The organism is Aeromonas sp. QDB20, from assembly GCF_027707805.1.
Classification (GTDB): Bacteria; Pseudomonadota; Gammaproteobacteria; order Enterobacterales; family Aeromonadaceae; genus Aeromonas; species Aeromonas dhakensis.
Genome location: NZ_JAPCJC010000005.1, coordinates 211,473 through 230,312, shown reverse-complemented (window position 1 = coordinate 230,312; position 18,840 = coordinate 211,473). Strand labels below are relative to the sequence as shown.

Annotated in this window: 15 protein-coding genes; 5 read left to right on the top strand and 10 right to left on the bottom strand. The window is 61.2% G+C overall.

All coding sequences use genetic code 11. The features are described from left to right. Positions 1 to 27 precede the first annotated feature (27 nt). Positions 28 to 477 (bottom strand): C40 family peptidase, encoded by a 450-nt coding sequence (locus tag PG897_RS08455; protein WP_005299102.1) that lies wholly within the window; start codon positions 475 to 477, stop codon positions 28 to 30. A gap of 853 nt (positions 478 to 1,330) precedes the next feature. Between PG897_RS08455 and ahh1 the strand changes: the two genes are divergently transcribed. Then, a complete protein-coding gene (gene ahh1 / locus PG897_RS08450) occupies positions 1,331 to 3,196 on the top strand; it encodes a hemolysin Ahh1 (RefSeq protein WP_024942851.1) in 1,866 nt (621 codons plus the stop codon). 67 nt (positions 3,197 to 3,263) lie between these two features. Here the strand turns inward: ahh1 and PG897_RS08445 are convergent, their stop codons facing one another. Continuing rightward, positions 3,264 to 4,172: a hydrogen peroxide-inducible genes activator gene (locus PG897_RS08445; RefSeq protein WP_270828867.1), complete on the bottom strand. Its 909-nt coding sequence runs from the start codon at positions 4,170 to 4,172 to the stop codon at positions 3,264 to 3,266. A 146-nt stretch (positions 4,173 to 4,318) separates the two neighbouring features. Here PG897_RS08445 and PG897_RS08440 point away from each other — a divergent pair, with 146 nt between their 5' ends. Then, the gene (locus tag PG897_RS08440) at positions 4,319 to 4,921 is read left to right on the top strand and encodes a peroxiredoxin C (RefSeq protein WP_005299113.1); all 603 of its coding nucleotides are present in this window, start codon (positions 4,319 to 4,321) and stop codon (positions 4,919 to 4,921) included. 212 nt (positions 4,922 to 5,133) lie between these two features. On the opposite strand, the gene PG897_RS08435 is transcribed toward PG897_RS08440, so the two are convergent. From PG897_RS08435 to PG897_RS08410, 6 genes are all read right to left on the bottom strand, one after another. Next, positions 5,134 to 6,099 (bottom strand): alpha-L-glutamate ligase-like protein, encoded by a 966-nt coding sequence (locus PG897_RS08435; protein WP_005299117.1) that lies wholly within the window; start codon positions 6,097 to 6,099, stop codon positions 5,134 to 5,136. 3 nt (positions 6,100 to 6,102) lie between these two features. Beyond that, positions 6,103 to 7,641 carry an inactive transglutaminase family protein gene (locus PG897_RS08430; RefSeq protein WP_005299120.1) on the bottom strand — a complete coding sequence of 513 codons (1,539 nt, stop codon included), beginning with the start codon at positions 7,639 to 7,641 and terminating at the stop codon, positions 6,103 to 6,105. A 3-nt stretch (positions 7,642 to 7,644) separates the two neighbouring features. Beyond that, positions 7,645 to 8,433, bottom strand: a complete 789-nt coding sequence (locus PG897_RS08425; protein WP_005299122.1) for an ATP-dependent zinc protease family protein — start codon at positions 8,431 to 8,433, stop codon at positions 7,645 to 7,647. A gap of 52 nt (positions 8,434 to 8,485) precedes the next feature. Next, a complete protein-coding gene (gene cmoB / locus PG897_RS08420; protein ID WP_010634491.1) occupies positions 8,486 to 9,463 on the bottom strand; it encodes a tRNA 5-methoxyuridine(34)/uridine 5-oxyacetic acid(34) synthase CmoB in 978 nt (325 codons plus the stop codon). Next, entirely contained in the window at positions 9,460 to 10,203 is a 744-nt protein-coding gene (gene cmoA, locus PG897_RS08415) for a carboxy-S-adenosyl-L-methionine synthase CmoA (protein ID WP_024942850.1), read from the bottom strand. Before cmoA ends, cmoB begins: the two co-directional genes overlap by 4 nt. Before the next feature lie 393 nt (positions 10,204 to 10,596). Next, positions 10,597 to 11,445, bottom strand: coding sequence for a DUF72 domain-containing protein (locus tag PG897_RS08410; RefSeq protein ID WP_024942849.1), 849 nt, complete (start codon positions 11,443 to 11,445; stop codon positions 10,597 to 10,599). Positions 11,446 to 11,877: 432 nt separating this feature from the next. Between PG897_RS08410 and aspS the strand changes: the two genes are divergently transcribed. The 3 genes from aspS to PG897_RS08395 all read left to right on the top strand — a co-directional run bounded on the left by aspS (position 11,878) and on the right by PG897_RS08395 (position 16,362). Continuing rightward, positions 11,878 to 13,644: an aspartate--tRNA ligase gene (aspS, locus tag PG897_RS08405; protein WP_024942848.1), complete on the top strand. Its 1,767-nt coding sequence runs from the start codon at positions 11,878 to 11,880 to the stop codon at positions 13,642 to 13,644. 102 nt (positions 13,645 to 13,746) lie between these two features. Beyond that, positions 13,747 to 14,487: a YebC/PmpR family DNA-binding transcriptional regulator gene (locus PG897_RS08400; protein WP_005299136.1), complete on the top strand. Its 741-nt coding sequence runs from the start codon at positions 13,747 to 13,749 to the stop codon at positions 14,485 to 14,487. A gap of 258 nt (positions 14,488 to 14,745) precedes the next feature. Next, entirely contained in the window at positions 14,746 to 16,362 is a 1,617-nt protein-coding gene (locus PG897_RS08395) for a phosphoethanolamine transferase (RefSeq protein ID WP_024942847.1), read from the top strand. A 111-nt stretch (positions 16,363 to 16,473) separates the two neighbouring features. On the opposite strand, the gene nagC is transcribed toward PG897_RS08395, so the two are convergent. After that, the gene (nagC, locus tag PG897_RS08390; RefSeq protein WP_010634486.1) at positions 16,474 to 17,688 is read right to left on the bottom strand and encodes a DNA-binding transcriptional regulator NagC; all 1,215 of its coding nucleotides are present in this window, start codon (positions 17,686 to 17,688) and stop codon (positions 16,474 to 16,476) included. 4 nt (positions 17,689 to 17,692) lie between these two features. Continuing rightward, the gene (gene nagA / locus PG897_RS08385) at positions 17,693 to 18,838 is read right to left on the bottom strand and encodes an N-acetylglucosamine-6-phosphate deacetylase (RefSeq protein ID WP_024942846.1); all 1,146 of its coding nucleotides are present in this window, start codon (positions 18,836 to 18,838) and stop codon (positions 17,693 to 17,695) included. Between the last annotated feature and the right edge of the window lie 2 nt (positions 18,839 to 18,840).

The following is an 18,840-nucleotide window of genomic DNA, read 5'->3' as shown; positions in this document are numbered from 1 at the left end:
GTCGTGGGCCCTGTTGTTTTATGGCGGTCACTGGGTGAGGCGGCGCGCCTGCCAGTAGCGGCTGTTCCAGTAGACGTTGTCGAGGCGCGAGCGGATCACCCCCTTGCTGGTGGAGGCGTGGATGAACTCCCCGCCGCCGGTGTAGACGCCGACGTGGTATTGCTGCCAGCCGGTCTTGAAGAAGACCAGATCGCCGTGCTGCAGCCGGTAACGATCGACCGGTCGGCCCAGGTTGGCCTGGGATTCGGTGGTCCTCGGCAGATTGAAACCCATCACCTGCTGGTAGGCGAGCTGGGTGAAGGCGGAGCAGTCGAGACCGGCCCGATCCGAGCCGCCCATGCGATAGGGAACGCCGCGCCACTGCTGATAAAAGCCTTCAAAGGCGCTGCTCTGCTGGCGCGGTGGGGCTGGCTCGGGCGTGCTGGAACAGGCGGCCAGCAACAGGGCCAGCAGGGGCAGCAGCAACTTGCAATCCATGGGGGCTCCTTCGAGACGACAACCTCTCCATCATAAACGGGGTTTGGGGCTCGAACATAGCCTTGCCTGCAAGAAACCACCTGTTGCTACCTCAAAAGAGGCGCGAATGGAGAGGGTTATAATATTGTTTGTATTCATTTGAATAATATTGGCTGATTATCTTGAATGAGTATTTCAATATTAAAGTAGTTATTCCAATCAGCCTGACAATGAAATGATAATTAACCTTGTTGACGTCACCCCGTGATCTGTGTCACGTTCTGTCTCAGGGCTAATTCGTTATGATGACCCCATGAAATAAATGGCAAGGGATCCCGCCATTTTCACCGCCAATATGACGGCAAACAACAAGATATCTCTGGGTATATTCCCGCAACTGGTTCACATAATAATATTCAGTCAATGATTGGCGTTGGCTGACAATATCACCAGACAGAGGAGGGCCGCCCCATGATATCCGGTCCATAGCAGTGAGTGTTCCCTCGCACCAGGATGCCTGCGGCATCTGGCTGTTGTGCCATCGTTCAGGCCGATGAGCGCGACGTTAAAGCCAATGGGTACCATGCGAGGTTCAAGGCGCAGTCAGGCGGCCTTGAGGGAAGATCGCCATCAGATCGCGACTCCCGTGTAATAGCATCGGCGCATGCCGAATCGTCCACCTTAGATCGCCTCGCGATCCTTGTTCTGTCAACCATAAATACCTTCGCCAATCAGCTGTTAATTCACGGCGAAAATAATGAATGTCATGACAGACAAGCAGAATAACGCCCCGAAATATAACCGTGAATAATATGGTTATGCCATATTTGTTCGCTGTTTAAATAGCTTGGCGTGATTCGACAAGGAGATAACAATGAAAAACAAAAAACCACGCAAATTCATCACGCAAGCTCCCGCTCTCAGTCTGCTCGCGCTGGCCTTGTTGGCTGGCAGCGTGCAGGCCGAAGATATTGGCGAGCGCACCGACCAGGGCACCGCCATGCTGGCCAGCCTGCAATCCGAACAGGGGCTGATTTACCTCAATGCCGACGTCTGGCTGAAGGGGCAGGGGGCGACGTCGCTGATGACCCGGGATCAGCTGCGCGAGCGGGTGCTGGAACGGGGCGAGCGCCTGTTCATCGATTTTAGCGCCGTCACCGACAAGGCTGAGCGGCAGCAGGCCAGAAAGGCCATGGAGCAGCTGGCCGGTATCTCTTTTGATGCCGACTGGGTACTGGTGTCCGGCTACAAGGGGGAGTTGCTGTTCACCCCGCTGGGGGGCGTCGATGACCCTGCCCTCTATCAGGTGATGGAGCGGGTCGACAGCCTGGAAGGGCAGGGCAAGCGCCACAAGCGCTCGCTGACCCAGCCGCCTGCCGCCGAGGCCGGTCTGCCCCACGTGGCTTTCTACCTCAACGTCAACCGCAAGATCAGCGATGCCGAGTGCACCTTCCCGCGCTCGCGCACCTGGAGCCGGGGTGATCGGCTGTTCTGCGATTCGCCGAACATCTCGCTGGTCTACCGGGTCAACCTGGAGCGCTCCCTGCAATTTGGCAACACCGGCTCCGCCACGCCGGATGCCAAGATAGTGCGGATCTCGCTGGACGAAGAGTCGGCCGGTGCCGGCATCCAGCTCAACGAGGATCTCAGCTGGAGCGAGAATATCGCGGACTACCTGCTGCTGGACGGCTGGGCTCGCGACTATGCCACCGATGCCATCGCTCAGGATTATCGCTTCAGCATAGAGGCGTCCAACACCAAGGCGGCGGTGCTCAAGAGCCTGCCGACCAACCTCAACAGCAAGTACGAGCATCGCGAGATCTCGGGCTTCGAGGTGGGGGTCACCGGCGGGGTCGAGGTGAACAAGGATGGGCCCAAGGCCAAGCTGGAGGCCTCGGCCAAGTTCAGCCAGCAGCGCCAGCTCGCCTACAACACCCAGGATTACCGGGTTGAACGCTCGGCGCCGAACGCCCAGAAGGTGAGTTTCAGCTGGGTGCGCGATCAATACGCGACCGCGGAGTCCCTGCTCTCCTCCAAGACGGCCACCGTCTGGGGCATGGGTTACGACGTGGATCACAACCGCATCCAGCCGCTCAGCTACAAGGGGTTCGTGCCGAATCTGGACGTCATCTACAAGGCGGCGCCGGACGAGACGGGCAGCACCGAGTTCAAGATCGACTCCTCGGTCAACATCCGCCCCATCTACACCGGCATCTACAAGCACTACTACGTGGTGGGGGCCCATGTCTCCTTCCAGGGCTTCGAGGATACCGACAAGCGCAGACGGGTGACGGCCTCCACCAGCTTCAAGGTGGACTGGAACCACCCGGTGTTTACCGGCGGTCGCCCGGTCAACCTGCAGCTGGGGGGCTTTGACAACCGCTGCCTGAGCGCGGATGCCAACCACGGTCTGAGCGCGGTGACCTGTGACGAGACCTCCGCCGCCCAGTCCTTCATCTATGACCAGTACGGCCGTTACGTCAGTGCGCAGGATACCCGCCGCTGCCTGGACGGCAACAACCTCGGCCAGCTGCAGAGCTGCAGCCTGAGCCTGGGCCAGCGCTGGGAGTGGAAAGCGGACAGCGATGCGCTCAGCAACCTGAGTGCCCATCAGCTGCTGGGTCACGACAAGCAGAGCGGAGCGCTGGGGCTCTACGACGAGAACGGCAATCCGCAGAATGTGAGCGTACGGACCCTGACCTCCTACACCCGCATCTTCGGGCCACCGGCCAGCCACTGACAGAGCAGGGCCTTGCGCCCATGACAACAACGCCGGCATGTGCCGGCGTTTTTTATGGGAGTGAGCTTCAACCCTTGTTGTCGATGAGCGGGGTGAGCAGCTCCGCCAGCTTGTAGAAGGTCTGCACCCGGGTGGTGCTGGGGCGCCACACCAGCCCGATCTCGCGGTAGGGGTGCTCCCCCGGCAGCGGAATGGCCACCAGATCCGTGTTGTCGAGGATGCCCGCATCGATGGCCATCTGCGGCAGGAAGGTGGTGCCGAGCCCGGCGCCGACCATCTGCACCAGGGTGTGCAGGCTGGTGGCGGCAAACGGGTTGATCTTGCTCTTGTCCCGCAGCCGGCAGGCGCTCACCGCGTGTTCGGTGAGGCAGTGTTCCCGCTCCAACAGGAAGATGCTCTGGTTGGGCAGCTCCTTGTAGTCGAACGGGGTGTGCAGGCTGGCCGCCATGCTGGCGGGCATCACCATGTGGAAGGGGTCCTGGCCGACCGTCTTGCAGTGAAAACCGCCGATCTCCACCGGCAGCGCCAGGATCAGCAGGTCGAGCTGGCCCTGCTCCAGCTGCTTGAGCAGGTTGGTGGTGGTGTCTTCACGCAGCAACAATTCCAGCTCAGGATAGGTTTTGCCGCACTCTTGCAGCAGCTTGCTGAGCAGGAAGGGGGCTATGGTGGGAATGCAGCCGAGGCGCACGGTGCCGTGCATGACGCCCCCCTGATGCTGGCCGAGTTCCATCAGATCCCGCGCATCGGAGAGCAAATTGCGAGCCCGCTCGACGATTTCCATGCCGACCGGGGTCATAATGAAGCTCTTGTGGTCCCGCTCCACCAGTTGCAGGTTCATCATGTCCTCCAGAGTCTGGATCCCGGTACTCAGGGTCGACTGGCTGACATGACAGGCCTTGGCGGCGCGGTTGAAGTTCTTGTGCTCGTCGAGAGCGACCAGATATTGCAGCTGTTTCAGGCTGGGCCAACGTTGCATAGGAAAACCCGATTAATGCTATCTATTTAATTTGATTTAACTAATCTACCATCGGGGTTATAGTTTGTCGCTTTAATTAGACGGACTTGGCTCTAGGTAGCCCAATCCTGACAGGATTGTTCACTTCACATAAAGAGGAATTGAATATGGTATTGGTAGGCCGTCCCGCACCCGATTTCACCGCTGCTGCCGTTCTGGGCAATGGCCAGATCGTTGACTCCTTCAACCTGGCATCCCACATCAAGGGCAAGGCAGCCGTCCTGTTCTTCTATCCGCTCGATTTCACCTTCGTCTGCCCGTCCGAGCTGATTGCCTTCGATCACCGTCTGGAAGAGTTCAACAAGCGTGGCGTGGAAGTGATCGGTGTTTCCATCGATTCCGAGTTCTCCCACAACGCCTGGCGCAACACCAAGATCGAAGACGGCGGCATCGGCCCGGTCAAGTACCCGCTGGTTGCCGACATCAAGCACGAAATCTGCAAAGCCTATGACGTCGAACACCCGGAAGCCGGCGTGGCATTCCGTGGCTCCTTCCTGATCGACAAGAACGGTGTCGTTCGTCACCAGGTTGTCAACGATCTGCCGCTGGGCCGCAACATCGACGAGATGCTGCGCATGGTCGACGCTCTGCAGTTCCACGAAGAGCACGGCGAAGTGTGCCCGGCTCAGTGGGAGAAAGGCAAAAAGGGCATGACCGCCTCTCCGGACGGCGTTGCCAAGTACCTGTCCGAGAACGCCGCTTCCCTGTAATCGGGTCGGTACACCGGATAGTGAAAAACCGATGCCCTGGCATCGGTTTTTTATGGCCGCTATTTGGCGGTCTGGCTTGGTAACATTATTTAGTAACCACGGCTCAGTAACCATGCATAGCTCAGCAGGATTGTTGTTGCCGGCAGATTGCCGATAAACGGCAGGCATAAAAAAGCGCGCCCTTTGGCGCGCTTTTGTCATCCAGCTCCGGACTACTCGTCAAAGATACCGAAGTGATCCTTGGCGAAGTTGACCCGCTGCTCCACGTTCATCTTCACCTGACCCAGCTTCTCGATGGTCTTGAGGTTGGGCACCAGGCCGCGGCCGTTGGCGATCTGGATGGCGAGGCCCGGACGGGCGTTGAGCTCCAGCAGCATGGGGCCGCGGAACTTGTCCAGCACCATGTCGGTCCCGATGTAGCCGAGGCCCGACATCTCGTAGCAGGAGGCCGCCAGGGTCAGCAGGGTGTCCCAGTGGGGCACCTTGAGATCGTACAGATCGAGGCCGGTATCCGGATGGTGACGCAGCGGATTGCCAAACTGCACTGCCCGCAGCGCGCGGCCGGTGCGCAGGCACAGACCCACCCCCACGGCGCCCTGGTGCAGGTTCGCCTTGCCGTCGGAGGCGGCGGTGGAGAGGCGCATCATGGCCATCACCGGGAAGCCCTTGAAGATGATCACCCGGGCATCGGGGACCCCTTCAAACGAGTAGCCGTCGAACACGTCATCGAAGTTGATGAGCCCTTCCACCAGCGCCACGTCAGGCTTGCCACCCAATGAGTAGAGCCCCGCCAGGATGTTGGAGACATGACGCTCCAGATCCTGGCCGTTGCTGGCGCTGCCGTTCGGCTTGTAGAAGAGGCCGTCCTCCTGGCGCAGGATCACCAGGATCCCCTTGCCGCCGGAGCCGCGCGCCGGCTTGATGCAGAAGCCCGGCCAATCCTTCACCAGCTCGGTGATGCGGCTCACGTCGTGCTGGGCACGGATGGTGCCGATCAGTTCCGGCACCGTCACCCCCGCATCCAGCGCGATGCGCTTGGTCTGCAGCTTGTCATCCACCAGCGGATAGAGGCTGCGCGGATTGTAGCGGCTGATGTAGGAGTGGTTGCGCTTGTTCATGCCGAGGATGCCTGACTGAGACAGGCTCCACGGGGTGGTGTACTTTTCCCAGAACCACATCTGTTACTTGTCCTTACCCGGGGTGGCACCGGAGCGCATCTCGTCCACCAGCGGCTTGAAGCGCTTGAGCTCGCTCAGCTTGTAGCCGGTGTAGTTACCCATCAACAGCACGGTCGCCATCAGCACCAGCTGCAGACCGAGGAAGTTGAAGGTGAGGTGGCGGATCAGTTCGTTGTCCATGGCCAGGTAGGCGATGATGGCCACCAGCAGGGAGCCGCCGCCCTGGCGGAACACCTCTTTCGGGCCCTCTTCTTCCCACAGGATGGACATCCGCTCGATGGTCCAGGAGAGGATGATCATCGGGAAGAAGGTGATCTTCATGCCGTCGGTCAGCCCCAGCTTGAAGGCAAACGCCGAGAAGATGCCGATCATCGAGATCACCATGATGATGATGGCCGATATCCGCGCCACCAGCAGCAGGTTGAGCCGCGACAGGTAGGAACGGATCACCAGACCCGTGCCGACGATGAGCAGGAAGCCCACCAGACCGGTGATCAGCTGGGTCTGGATGAAGGCGACCGCGATCAGCACCGGCATGAAGGTACCCGAGGTCTTGATGCCGACGATGACCCGCAGAAACACCACCATCAGCACGCCGATGGGGATCAGCAGCAGGCCCTTGAACAGGGTCTGCTCTTCCAGCGGCAGGCTGTGGATGGAGAAGTTCATCATCTCCGATTTTTCAAACTTCTGGGCCAGCGCCACGCTCACCGGTTGCTCCTGCGCGATCATCGAGAAGCTCACCTTGGAGTTGTGGCCACCGGTCACGTCCAGCAGGGCACCGGAGTTGTACTCCCACAGCAGCAGGTTGGCCGGGCGACCCTGTTCACCGGTTTGCGGGTTGAACAGCTTGTAGTCGGTCGGGCTGTTGAACACCTGCAGGTAATCCACCAGCTCCTGACGACGGCGACCGTCTTCCAGGCTCAGGGCATGGACGACACGGGCCGGTACGTCGGCGTTGTTGAGCAGCTCGGCGATCAGGTTGGCACGACTCTTGTGCTTTTTCAGCAGCTCGGCGTTCTGCTCCTGCTTCTCGATCTCCTTGATGATCTCGCGAGTCAGGGTGTAGCCGTCGGCGGAACGCTCCTGGGCACGCTCCAGGATCTGCTGCATGGCGGTGGCGTAGGGCTCGCTCTCGATCTGCTTCTCGATGGCCGGCGGCTGCGGGTTGGCAGCCGGCTTGGCGTGGGCATCGGCCATCATGTCGACGCGGTAGTAGAGCTCTTGACGGCCGGAGGCGGTGCGGATCGACCACTCGGCACGGGCATCGCCATCCTTCTCGACGAAGGAGAGGCCGTAACCCGGGCTCGCGGCGTTCTCGTTCATCAGGGTGAAACCGGGCTGGGTGCCCGGAATGGCCAGGGAGGCGATCACCGGCTCGCCGGTGGCCTCGAACTCCAGCTTGGCTTCGATGGACCAGATCTGGCGTTTTTCACCCGGCGTGAGCGGTACGTCCAGCGCGATGTGGTGATAGAACGTCATCCCCAGGCCGACAATGTACAGCAGGGCAACCAGCAAATAGAACGGCTTACGGGAAACCATGGATTATTTCACATCCTTGAGCTTGGGTTTTGGTTGGATATATTCGCGGGCCACATCAACCACGGCGATGTCTTTGAGGAATTCACGACCCAGCAGCACGGGGAAGGCCATGTCGCTGCGATCTTTCAGGGTAAATTCGGCCTTCTCGGTCATGTCGCCGATACGTACGGCGAGGCGTACCACAGGGCGGCGGTCGAGATCGTCGGCGGAGGCCTGACGCACCCGCACGTGGCGCACCAGCGGCGCTTCAATCTGGATCTTGTCGTCCATCTCCTGATGGCTCAGGAAGAAGCGCACCCAGTTCTTGCCGTTGCGCTCGAAGATGGTGATGTCCTGGGCGCTGATGGAGGAGGTGGTGGCACCGGTATCGACCCGCGCCTGGAAGGCGTCGTTGGCCGCGTCAACCCAGATCCACTCCGCCTCGCCGACCAGCAGCTTGCCGTCGACGGTGTGACCCTGGCTCGGGGCCTGGCACTTCTCGGTCGGGATCGCCATGGGTTTGGGCGGCTCGGGCGGCAGGTGTTCCAGCTTGCTGCCGACTTTGTTCACGGACTCTTTCATGTTGTTGACATCAGTGTTGAGCTGAACCAGCAGGTGCTGTTGCTGCACATACTGCTTCTGTTGCTGTTCCATGGATGTTTGCAGGCGCTGCTCGCTCAGATTGATCTCGTTGCGAAGCTCGGCCAGCGTCAGGGTAGGTACCGGGGGCGCTTTTTCCATCGTGACACACCCGCCGAGACTGAGCAGGGAGAGCAGGGTCATTCCTTTTAATTTGCTTTTCATGTCATTCATTTAACTGTGCTTCCTGGAATTGGGTCAGTGTAACTTCCACCGCGGCCATCGGCTAGTCTTTGGCCTTTCTGGCAATCAGTACGGCACGTTTGGGTGCCGGGTGTCCTTCTACCGTGAGTGCTGGATTGGCTGGATCCAGATAATCACTCAGGGATTCATTAATCATCCAGTCGGTACGACGCTGTTCGTCCGTGCTGGTCATATTCTCGTCGACTATCCGCACATCGGTGAACCCGCAGCGCTCGACCCACAGCTTGAGCGCCGCGCTGGAGGGAATGAACCAGACGTTGCGCATCTTGCCGTAGCGATCGGTGGGCATCAGCACGTCGTTGACGCCGCCGTCGATCACCAGGGTCTCCAGCACCAGCTCGCCGTCGTCCTTGAGCTGGTTGCGCAGCTGCTCGATGTGCTCGATGGGGGATTTGCGGTGATAGAGCACCCCCATGGAGAAGACGGTGTCGAACGCCCGCAGCTCCGGCAGCTCCTGAATGCCGAGCGGCAGCAGGTGGGCGCGCTGGTCGTTGCCCGCGAAGTGGCGAATGGCCTCGAACTGGCACAAGAACAGCGGGCTCGGATCGATGCCGACCGCCAGCTTGGCCCCTTCGCCCACCATGCGCCAGAGGTGATAGCCGCTGCCGCAGCCCACGTCCAGCACGTAACGGCCGGCAAGCGGGCTGATGTGGGGCAGCACCCGATCCCACTTCCAGTCGGAGCGCCACTCGGTGTCGATGTGGATGCCGTGCACCGTGAACGGGCCCTTGCGCCAGGGCATGAAGTGGCGCAGCAGGCTCTCCACCTTCTTGCGCTCCCCTTCGCCGAGGCTCTCGGCCGAGCCGATTTCGACCCGGCTGGTCAGCTCGACGTGGCCGGGGGCTACCTGCGGCAGCTTGTTGAGGGCGCGGTTCCAGCGCGGCAGATCGCCGTGCTGGTTGTCGTGTTGCCAGGCGTGCAGCTGGGCGGGCAGGGTGTGCAGCCAGTGGCTCAGCCGGTTCTTGGCGATCAGCTGATAGAAGTTGGCAAAGTCGATCATGGCTGGGCAGGCTCGCTGGATTTGATGGCGATCATGGAGCCGAAGTTGAAGCACTGGAACCAGAGATCCTGATGGGCGAAGCCGGCCTCCCGCAGGCGGGCCTGATGCACCGGCAGGCTGTCGGTGCGCATCACGTTCTCAAGGGCGGTGCGTTTCTGGCTGATCTCCAGCTCGCTGTAACCGTTGGCGCGCTTGAAGTCGAGGTGCAGGTCGATGAGCAGCTCGTTGACCTGCTCGTCCTCGAAGCGAAACTTCTCGCTCAGGATCAGGATCCCGCCCGGGCGCAGGCCGTCAAAGATGCGCTGGATGAGGGAAGTCCGTTTCTCGGGCGCGACGAACTGCAGGGTGAAGTTGAGCACCACCACGGAGGCGTTCTCAATCTCGATGTCGCAGATGTCCGCCTCGATGAGCTCCACCGGCACCTCGGACTTGAAGCCTGAGAGGTGGGCGCGGGCCCGCTCTATCATGGGGTGGGAGAGATCCACTGCCGTGATGCGGCAGCCGGGCTGGGCAACATGGCGACGCATCGCCTGGGTGGCGGCACCCAGGGAGCAGCCGAGATCGTAGAGTCGGCTCTCGGGCTGGGCGTAGCGGGCGGCCATCATGCCGATGGCGGAGATGATGTTGCTGTAACCCGGCACCGAGCGCTGGATCATGTCGGGAAAGACATCGACGACCTGTTCGTCAAAGCAAAAATCCCCCAATCGGGCGATGGGGGCGGCAAAAATCTGATCGTGCATGCTGGCGCAACCTGACAGCCGGTGCGCGAACCGACTGTTTTGTTCAATTGAATCGTTGGGTGACACCCGTCCGGGTCGTGTCGTCACCGGTTCACGAACGGGGTGGCGGGCCTTGAGATCCATCGGGCCGCTTCCGTTCGCAATGGACCATCATCCTGGTCCTTTTGATGGGCTGCGCCCTGGGCGACAAGCGGTTGTCGTCAAGGGGCGTCGGGGCCCTGTTACCGGAGCCGGATGCTCGCCTGCAATCAAGTGCGATGGGCGGGCAGACCGGGTCCTTGCATGGGGCGCTAGTGTAGAGGAAAGGCGGCCGTTTGTCTTGACGCCAAGCCCCGTCAGAACAGAAAAAAACGGCTTTTTTTCGCGCCGAAGCGGGGGCGGCGAAAGCGCCGCTCAAAAGGGCAGCACGCCCTGGCGCGCGCGATCGTTTTCCCCCGGCCAGGGGGCCATCTCCTGCCCCAGCAGGCGGGCCACCTGACGGGCCAGTTCGGGGGCCTGGGCGTTGTCGGCAGTATGTATAAAGAGGTAGAGATCTTTTCCCTCCGCCAACCACTGACGCCAGTGAGGGAGCCAGCCTGGCAGGAAGGGGTGGTTGTCCTCGGGATGTGGCAGGCCGATGAGCCGCACCACGGGGGCATCGGCGGTGGCCAGCAGGTGCACCGGCAGCCTCGGTTTCTTGCCCTGGGCATCGATCATGGCCGCCGAGGTGGCGGGCACCGAGAAGAGCGGCCGGCTGTCGAGCATGATGCGGTTGATACCTCTCTCCATCAGCAGCCGGTTCAACTGCCGCTCCGCCTCGCCCTTGGTGAAGAAATCGGGGTGGCGCACCTCGAGGGCATAGTTAAATTGTGTCGGCAGCCGTTCGAAGAAGGCCGCCAGGCGAGGAAGACCGTCGGGTCCGAAGCGGGCGGGCAGCTGCAGCTTGAGCAGCCCCAGCTTGTCATGCAGAGGGGTCAGCAGGCGGATAAAGTCGCTCACCTGCTTGTCGGCGCTCACCAGATCGCTCTGGTGACTGATGGTTTGCGGAAACTTGAAGCTGAAACGAAAGTCCGATGGCACCGCGTCGGCCCAGCGCCGGACCGTGTCGGGGGTCGGCGAGGCGTAGAAGGTGGTATTGCCTTCCACCGTGTTGAAGACCCGGGCATAGTGGGCGAGGTGCTCGGCGGGCTTGGCGCCCACCCCCAGCAAGTGACCGGGCCAGGCCGGGTGCGACCATTGTGGCAGGCCCAAAAAGAGGCTCATGAGGGATCCTGTCTGCGGGTTTGTCTCGATTTTCCCCTTTTTTTGCCCCGGGATGTAAAAAACAGGGCAAAGGAGGCTGCTGGCCATTTTACCCAAATGGGGGTTTTCCTCTATAATGCCAGCCCTTTTGTTTGCCAATTTGTTGTGACTCACGCCGCTGTACGCATATTGTGACGACGGCAGCGGCCATGATGCGGCCAAACAACAATCGCTTGCCGATGCCCTCCGCCCGACAACCCGGCCGCTTGCCAGCCGCCTCTGGTCGAGCCGATATCGGCGGCAGGTGTCCGATCCCGGCGGTCGGACGGTACGAGACAGATTTCAAACCGGGCAAGAAGCAGGATCTGGCCAGCTGTGAGACAGACGGTGCTTGCCAGTCGTGCCCGGCGACCCAGGTTAACCGTCTCTCTACAATTTCGAAGGAAGAAGTCCATGCGCTCTATCTATTGCGGACAGGTCAATGAGGCCCATGCAGGGCAGACCATTACATTGTGCGGTTGGGTCCATCGTCGTCGCGATCTGGGCGGCCTCATCTTTATCGACATGCGTGACCGCGAGGGCATCGTCCAGGTGTTCTTCGATCCGGACAAACCGGACGCCTTCGCCCTGGCCTCCGAACTGCGCGGCGAGTTCTGCATTCAGGTCTCCGGCGTGGTGCGCACCCGTCCCGACTCCCAGCGCAACAGCGACATGGCCACCGGCGCCATCGAGGTGTTCGCCCACGAGCTCACCATCATCAACCGTGCCGAGCCGCTGCCGCTGGACTTCAACCAGGTCAACAGCGAAGAGGTGAGCCTCAAGTATCGCTACCTGGATCTGCGTCGCCCCGAGATGGCCAAATACCTGAAGACCCGTGCCAAGGCCAGTGCCTTCGTGCGCCGCTTCATGGACGAACACGGCTTCCTCGACATCGAGACCCCGATGTTGACCAAAGCCACCCCGGAAGGGGCCCGTGACTATCTGGTGCCGAGCCGCGTGCACAAGGGCAAGTTCTACGCTCTGCCGCAGTCCCCCCAGCTGTTCAAGCAGCTGCTGATGATGTCCGGCTTCGACCGTTACTACCAGATCGTCAAGTGCTTCCGTGACGAAGACCTGCGTGCCGACCGCCAGCCGGAATTCACCCAGATCGACGTGGAGACCTCCTTCATGACCGCACCGCAAGTGCGTGAAATCATGGAAGAGATGATCCGTAAACTGTGGCTGCACATCCTGAACGTGGATCTGGGCGACTTCCCGATCATGACCTTCGACGAAGCCATGCGTCGCTACGGCTCCGACAAGCCGGACCTGCGTCTGCCGATGGAGCTGGTGGATGTGGCTGATCTGCTGACCGCGGTCGAGTTCGCCGTGTTCGCCGGCCCCGCCAACGATCCGAAAGGCCGCGTGGCAGCCCTGAAAGTACCGGGCGGCGCCGAGCTCTCTCGCAAGCAGATCGACGAGTACACCAAGTTCGTCGGCATCTATGGTGCCAAGGGCCTGGCCTGGATGAAGGTCAACGAAGCGGCCAACGGCATCGAAGGGGTACAGTCCCCGGTGGCCAAGTTCCTCTCCGACGCCATCGTGCGCGAGATCCTGACCCGCACCGGCGCAGCCGACGGTGACATCATCTTCTTCGGCGCCGACTCCAAGAAAGTGGTGTGCGATGCCATGGGCGCCCTGCGTCTGAAAGTGGGCCGCGATCTGGGCCTGCTGGAGAACAGCTGGAAGCCGCTGTGGGTCATCGACTTCCCGATGTTCGAGGAAGATGGCGAAGGCGGTCTGGCCGCCATGCACCACCCCTTCACCGCGCCGAGCGGCCTGAGCCCGGAGCAGCTGAAGGCCAACCCGGTAGGCGCTTACGCCAACGCCTACGACATGGTGATCAACGGTTACGAAGTGGGTGGCGGTTCTGTCCGTATCCACAACAGCGAGATGCAGTCCACCGTGTTCGACATCCTGGGGATCACCCCGGCCGAGCAGCGCCTGAAGTTCGGCTTCCTGCTGGATGCCCTCAAATACGGTACCCCGCCGCACGCCGGCTTGGCGTTCGGTCTGGACCGCCTCAGCATGCTGCTGACCGGTACCGAGAACATTCGGGACGTGATTGCCTTCCCGAAAACCACGGCGGCCGCCTGTCTGATGACCGACGCCCCCAGTTTTGCCAACCCGACCCAGCTGGGCGAGCTGGCGATTGCGACCACCGTCAAGGGTGACGAATAAGCCTTTATCGGCAACCAGGGCCGCAGCAATGCGGCCTTTCCCGTTTCCCCGGGTAGTCGCAACCTGTGTTACTGAAATTTCAAACTATAACGGAGAGTCCCTATGGCAGGTCACAGTAAATGGGCCAACATCAAACACCGCAAGGCGGCGCAAGACGCCAAGCGCGGCAAGATCTTCACCAAGCTGATCCGCGAAATCACCACCTCCGCGCGTCTCGGTGATGCCGACCCGGCCAACAACCCGCGCCTGCGTGCGGCGGTGGCGGCGGCCCTGACCAGCAACATGACCCGTGACACCATCAACCGTGCCATCGCCCGTGGGGCCGGCGGTGGTGACGGCGAGCAGCTCGAAACCATCGTCTACGAAGGTTACGGCCCGGCCGGCTCCGCCGTCATGGTGGAGTGCCTGACCGACAACCGCAACCGCACCGTGGCCGAAGTGCGTCACGCCTTCAGCAAGTGCGGCGGCAACCTGGGTACCGATGGCTCCGTGGCCTACCTGTTCACCAAGAAGGGTGTACTGACCTTCGTGGGCGCCGATGAAGATGCCCTGATGGACGCCGCCCTGGAAGCGGGTGCCGACGACGTGGTGACCGAAGAAGATGGCACCATCGAGGTGTACACCACCCCGAACGACTTCGGCACCGTGCTGGACGGTCTGGAAGCCGCCGGCTTCAAGCCCGAGAGCGCCGAAGTGACCATGATCCCTTCCACCGAAGCGGAGCTGGATGCCGAGACCGCGCCCAAGCTGATGCGCCTCATCGACATGCTGGAAGATCTGGACGACGTGCAGGAGGTGTACCACAACGGTTCCATCTCCGACGAAGTTGCCGCCACCCTGTAATCAGATCGGCAATATTCCTCGAAACGGCAGCCTCGGCTGCCGTTTTTTTTCATCCGTATAACCCGCATCGACCCGCCCTTCGGCCAGAACAGGCCCCGCCTTAATTCTCCCTTAAGTTTGGTTTTCTACCCTGCCTGCGTCCCGGGGCCCTCGCGCCTACGGCCGGTCTGCACCTCGGGAAGAGGGCGCCGGCGCGGAAGATCCAAAGAGGGGCTGTTGCCAAGCCCCCTGTCTTGTCTGGTTTGTCGGAGTATCGTTATGCGTATCACCTTGGGTGTGATGAAGGTGAATCTGTTGTTGGTGCTGCTGTTTGCACTGCTCTTCAACTGGCCCATTTTCCTCCACTTCTACACCATTCTTACCAAGCTGGAACACGTCAAGGCGGGCTTCGTCGTCTCGATCCCCTTCGTGCTGCTGGCCGCGCTCAACGCGGTGTTCCTGCCCTTTACCTTTCGCTATCTGCTCAAGCCCTTCTTTGTGCTGCTGATCCTGATGGGATCCGTGGTCAGCTACGCCATGCTGAAATACGGCGTCATCTTCGACGTGAGCATGGTGCAGAACATCGTCGAGACCAACAGCGGGGAGGCGGCCTCCTACCTCAATGGTTCCGTGTTGCTCTGGTTCGCGCTGACCGGCCTGCTGCCGGCCTTGGCCCTGCTGTGGGTGAAGATTGACTATCCCCGTCCCTGGTACAAGGGGCTGGGCCTGCGGCTCGGCTCCATCGCCCTCTCCTTGCTGTTTCTGGTGGGGGTGGCCTCCCTCTATTACCAGGATTACGCCTCGGTCGGGCGCAACAACAAGTCCCTCGGCAAGGAGATAGTGCCCGCCAACTACGTACACGGCCTCTATCGCTACGCCACCGACATCCTGTTCGCCACCCCGATCCCGTATCAGCAGCTGGGCACGGACGCCAGGGTGGTGGGGCAGGGCAGCAAGCCGACCCTGATGTTCCTGGTGGTGGGGGAGACGGCGCGCAGCCAGAACTACTCCCTCAACGGTTACGGCAAGGCTACCAACAGCTTCACCGCGAGGGAGTCGGGCATGGTCTCGTTTCGCAACGTGCGCTCCTGCGGCACCGCCACCGCGGTCTCGGTGCCCTGCATGTTCTCCAACCTGACGCGACGCGGCTATGACGACACCCTGGCCCAGTCCCGTGACGGCATGCTGGATGTGCTGCAGCACGCCGGCGTCTCCGTGCTGTGGAAGGAGAACGACGGCGGCTGCAAGGGGGTGTGCAAGAACGTGCCCACCATCGAGATCGAGGCCAAGGATTTTCCCCAGTACTGCCAGAAGGGTTCCTGCTACGATGAGGTGATGCTGGAGGGGCTGGATCGGCAGATCGCGCAGATGAAGGGCAACAAGCTGGTGGCCTTCCACCTGATGGGCAGCCACGGCCCGACCTACTATCGCCGCTATCCCGCCAGTGAACGGACCTTCGTGCCAGACTGCCCGCGCAGCGACATCGAAAACTGCACTAATGAAGAGCTGGTCAACACCTACGACAACACCATCCGCTACACCGACAAGGTGGTGGCCCGTCTCATCGACAAGCTCAAGACGCTGGAGAAGGATTACAACGTGGGGCTGGTCTATCTGTCGGATCACGGCGAATCCCTCGGGGCCATGGGGCTCTACCTGCACGGCACCCCCTACAAGTTCGCGCCGGACGATCAGACCCGGGTGCCGCTGATGACCTGGTTCTCCCCCCAGTTGCAGGCGGACCGCAAGCTGGATCTGGATTGTCTGCAGCAGGAGGCGGCCGGCAAGCGCTTCTCCCACGACAACTTGTTCCACTCCATGCTGGGGATCATGGATGTGCAGACCCAGGTCTACAACGGCGCGCTGGATCTGTTCAAGCCGTGCCGGGCTGGGTGAGTCACCGCGTCCGATTACGCCGCTATGCGGCTAATCGAACCTACGCTCGAAGAATCTATCAATAAAAACGGCAGCCACTGGCTGCCGTTGTTGTTTCGCAAGGCCTCGGCCCTACTTCTGCTCCATGATGATCTGCAGCAGGTCTCCCTCCAGCAGGGCCCGCTTCACCAGCGCGAAACCACCGACGGTGGGTTGATTCTGGAAGCGTGCCTTCACGATGGGCAGGCCGCGATGGAAGCTTGGCAGGGACTGGTGCTCCACGCAGCGGCGGATGGCCGGGAACAGGATCTCTTCGGCGGCGGTGATTTCGCCGGCGATCAACACCTTCTGCGGGTTGAACAGGTTGACCGTGATGGCCACCGCCCGCCCCAGATGTTCACCCACGTTCTCGATCACGCTGCGGGCCAGCTCGTCACCGGCCATGGCCGCCTTGCACACCTCCTGGATGGTGATGTGCTTCTCCTGCAGCGAGCTCAGGTGGCCGCGGCTGATAAGCTCCTTCACCTTGTCGACGATGGCCTCGTTGGAGGCGATGGTCTCCAGGCAGCCGAAGTTGCCGCAGTGACAGCGCTTGCCGAGCGGTTCGACCTGGATGTGACCGATCTCGCCGACGTTGCGGTTCTGACCGAGGAACACCTTGCCCTTGGTGATGATGCCCGAGCCTGCCCCCTGGTGGACGCTCACCAGAATGGAGTCCATGCAGTCGCGGGACTCGCCGAAGAAGTGTTCGGCCAGTGCCAGCGAGCGGGTGTCGTTACCCACGTAGCAGGGCAGGTTGAAGTGGTTTTCCAACAGCTTGGCCAGCGCCAGATTGCGGATCTGGTACTTGGGGGTGTAGATGACCATGCCCGATTCCGGATTGACCAGGCCCGGCATGGTCAGCGCTATGCTGATGAGGTTTCGGCTGCGATCCTGCTGGGAGTCGATGAAGGCACCGATCTCCCGCAGCAGCATGTCTACCACCGGTTGTTGCTCGATCTCGGTCACCTGGGTGACATGCTGGTCGAGCTCCTTGCCGTCGAGATCATAGAGACTCAGCTGCAGGTAGCCGCGACCCAGCTTGGCGGACACAAACTGGAAGCGATGCTTGATGGTGGTCAGGGAGATGGCGCGCCGTCCACCGGTGGAGGCTTGCGGCGAGGTCTCCTTGATCAGGCCATGCTCGATCAGTTGCCGGGTGATCTTGGTCACGCTGGCCGGGGCCAGCTGACTCAACTCGGCAATTTTGACCCGCGAGATGGGCCCCTGCAGGTCGATGAGCCGATACACGGCTGCACTGTTGACCTGCTTGATAAGATCTACGTTTGCTATTTGTCCGCCAGTCATAGTGTCACTGTGTTGTGTAGTGTCCGTTAACCACGGTCCCGCAGACCGTGAAGGCCTGATCAAAGACAGTCAGGTTGGCTATTTTTCCGACCTGGATACTACCGAGACGTGAGTCCCATCCAATGGCGCGTGCAGGGTAAAGGGTGGCCATTCTCAGTGCTTCATCGAGCGGTAATCCGACCTGTTTGACCAGATTCTCCACCCCCTCAATCATGGTGAGGGCAGAGCCGCCGAGTGTACCATTCTCGTCGACGCACTGACCATCGCGGAAATAGACGGTTGCGCCACAAAAATCAAACTTCTCAAAGCCTTCCGGTGCCCCTGCCGGCGCGGTCGCGTCGGTGACCAGCACCAGCCGTTCCCCCAGCATCTTGTGCGCGAGACGCACGTTGGCCCAGTGCACGTGATGGCCGTCGACGATGACGCCGGCGTAGACATCCTTGCGATCATAGATGGCACCCACCACGCCCGGCTCGCGGCCGTTCAGGGTCGGGGTCATGGCGTTGTAGAGGTGGGTCGCGAAGCGAATGCCGCTGTCGAACCCGGCCATGGCCTGATCGTAATTGGCGGCGGTGTGGCCGGCGGAGACCAGAATGCCGGCCTCCACCAGACGACGGATGTGCTCCGGCTTGTTGCGCTCCGGCGCCAGAGTGATCTTGGCGATGGCATCCGCGTTGGTGCAGAAGAAGTCGATCATCTCGTCGGCGGGCTGGCGGATCTGCTCGGCCGGGTGGATCCCCTTGCGCTTGAGGTTGGTGTAGGGCCCTTCCAGGTGCACGCCAAGGACTTCGTTGGGGTGCGCCGCCATGTAGTCGCGGGTGACGGCGACGGCCTGCTTCATGTCCGCATCCGGACTGGTGATCAGGGTCGGCAGGAAGCTGGTGGTACCGGATTTCAGATTGGCGGCCTGCATGGTCGCCAGGGTCTGGGTGGTGATGTGGCCGTTGAACATGACGCCGCCGCAGCCGTTGAGCTGCACGTCGATGAAGCCGGGGCTGAGGTTGGCACCCTTGAGGTCAATCTGTTCGATGCCGGCTGGCAGTTCGGCCTGATGGGAGATGGCGACAATCTGGTCGCCCTCGATCACCACCCCGTAACCGGTCAGCACGCAGCTGCCGGTGTAGAGGGTGCAGTTGGTCAATGCGTACATGG

What these genes read in the sequence shown, in the direction of transcription:
- nagC (WP_010634486.1), bottom strand. Translation starts at nt 17,688, where the DNA reads ATGACTGGCGGACAAATAGCAAACGTAGATCTTATCAAGCAGGTCAAC.
- PG897_RS08425 (WP_005299122.1), bottom strand. Translation starts at nt 8,433, where the DNA reads ATGAATGACATGAAAAGCAAATTAAAAGGAATGACCCTGCTCTCCCTG.
- PG897_RS08435 (WP_005299117.1), bottom strand. Translation starts at nt 6,099, where the DNA reads ATGTGGTTCTGGGAAAAGTACACCACCCCGTGGAGCCTGTCTCAGTCA.
- PG897_RS08445 (WP_270828867.1), bottom strand. Translation starts at nt 4,172, where the DNA reads ATGCAACGTTGGCCCAGCCTGAAACAGCTGCAATATCTGGTCGCTCTC.
- PG897_RS08395 (WP_024942847.1), top strand. Translation starts at nt 14,746, where the DNA reads ATGCGTATCACCTTGGGTGTGATGAAGGTGAATCTGTTGTTGGTGCTG.
- PG897_RS08400 (WP_005299136.1), top strand. Translation starts at nt 13,747, where the DNA reads ATGGCAGGTCACAGTAAATGGGCCAACATCAAACACCGCAAGGCGGCG.
- PG897_RS08410 (WP_024942849.1), bottom strand. Translation starts at nt 11,445, where the DNA reads ATGAGCCTCTTTTTGGGCCTGCCACAATGGTCGCACCCGGCCTGGCCC.
- cmoA (WP_024942850.1), bottom strand. Translation starts at nt 10,203, where the DNA reads ATGCACGATCAGATTTTTGCCGCCCCCATCGCCCGATTGGGGGATTTT.
- ahh1 (WP_024942851.1), top strand. Translation starts at nt 1,331, where the DNA reads ATGAAAAACAAAAAACCACGCAAATTCATCACGCAAGCTCCCGCTCTC.
- aspS (WP_024942848.1), top strand. Translation starts at nt 11,878, where the DNA reads ATGCGCTCTATCTATTGCGGACAGGTCAATGAGGCCCATGCAGGGCAG.
- PG897_RS08455 (WP_005299102.1), bottom strand. Translation starts at nt 477, where the DNA reads ATGGATTGCAAGTTGCTGCTGCCCCTGCTGGCCCTGTTGCTGGCCGCC.
- PG897_RS08430 (WP_005299120.1), bottom strand. Translation starts at nt 7,641, where the DNA reads ATGGTTTCCCGTAAGCCGTTCTATTTGCTGGTTGCCCTGCTGTACATT.
- cmoB (WP_010634491.1), bottom strand. Translation starts at nt 9,463, where the DNA reads ATGATCGACTTTGCCAACTTCTATCAGCTGATCGCCAAGAACCGGCTG.
- nagA (WP_024942846.1), bottom strand. Translation starts at nt 18,838, where the DNA reads ATGTACGCATTGACCAACTGCACCCTCTACACCGGCAGCTGCGTGCTG.
- PG897_RS08440 (WP_005299113.1), top strand. Translation starts at nt 4,319, where the DNA reads ATGGTATTGGTAGGCCGTCCCGCACCCGATTTCACCGCTGCTGCCGTT.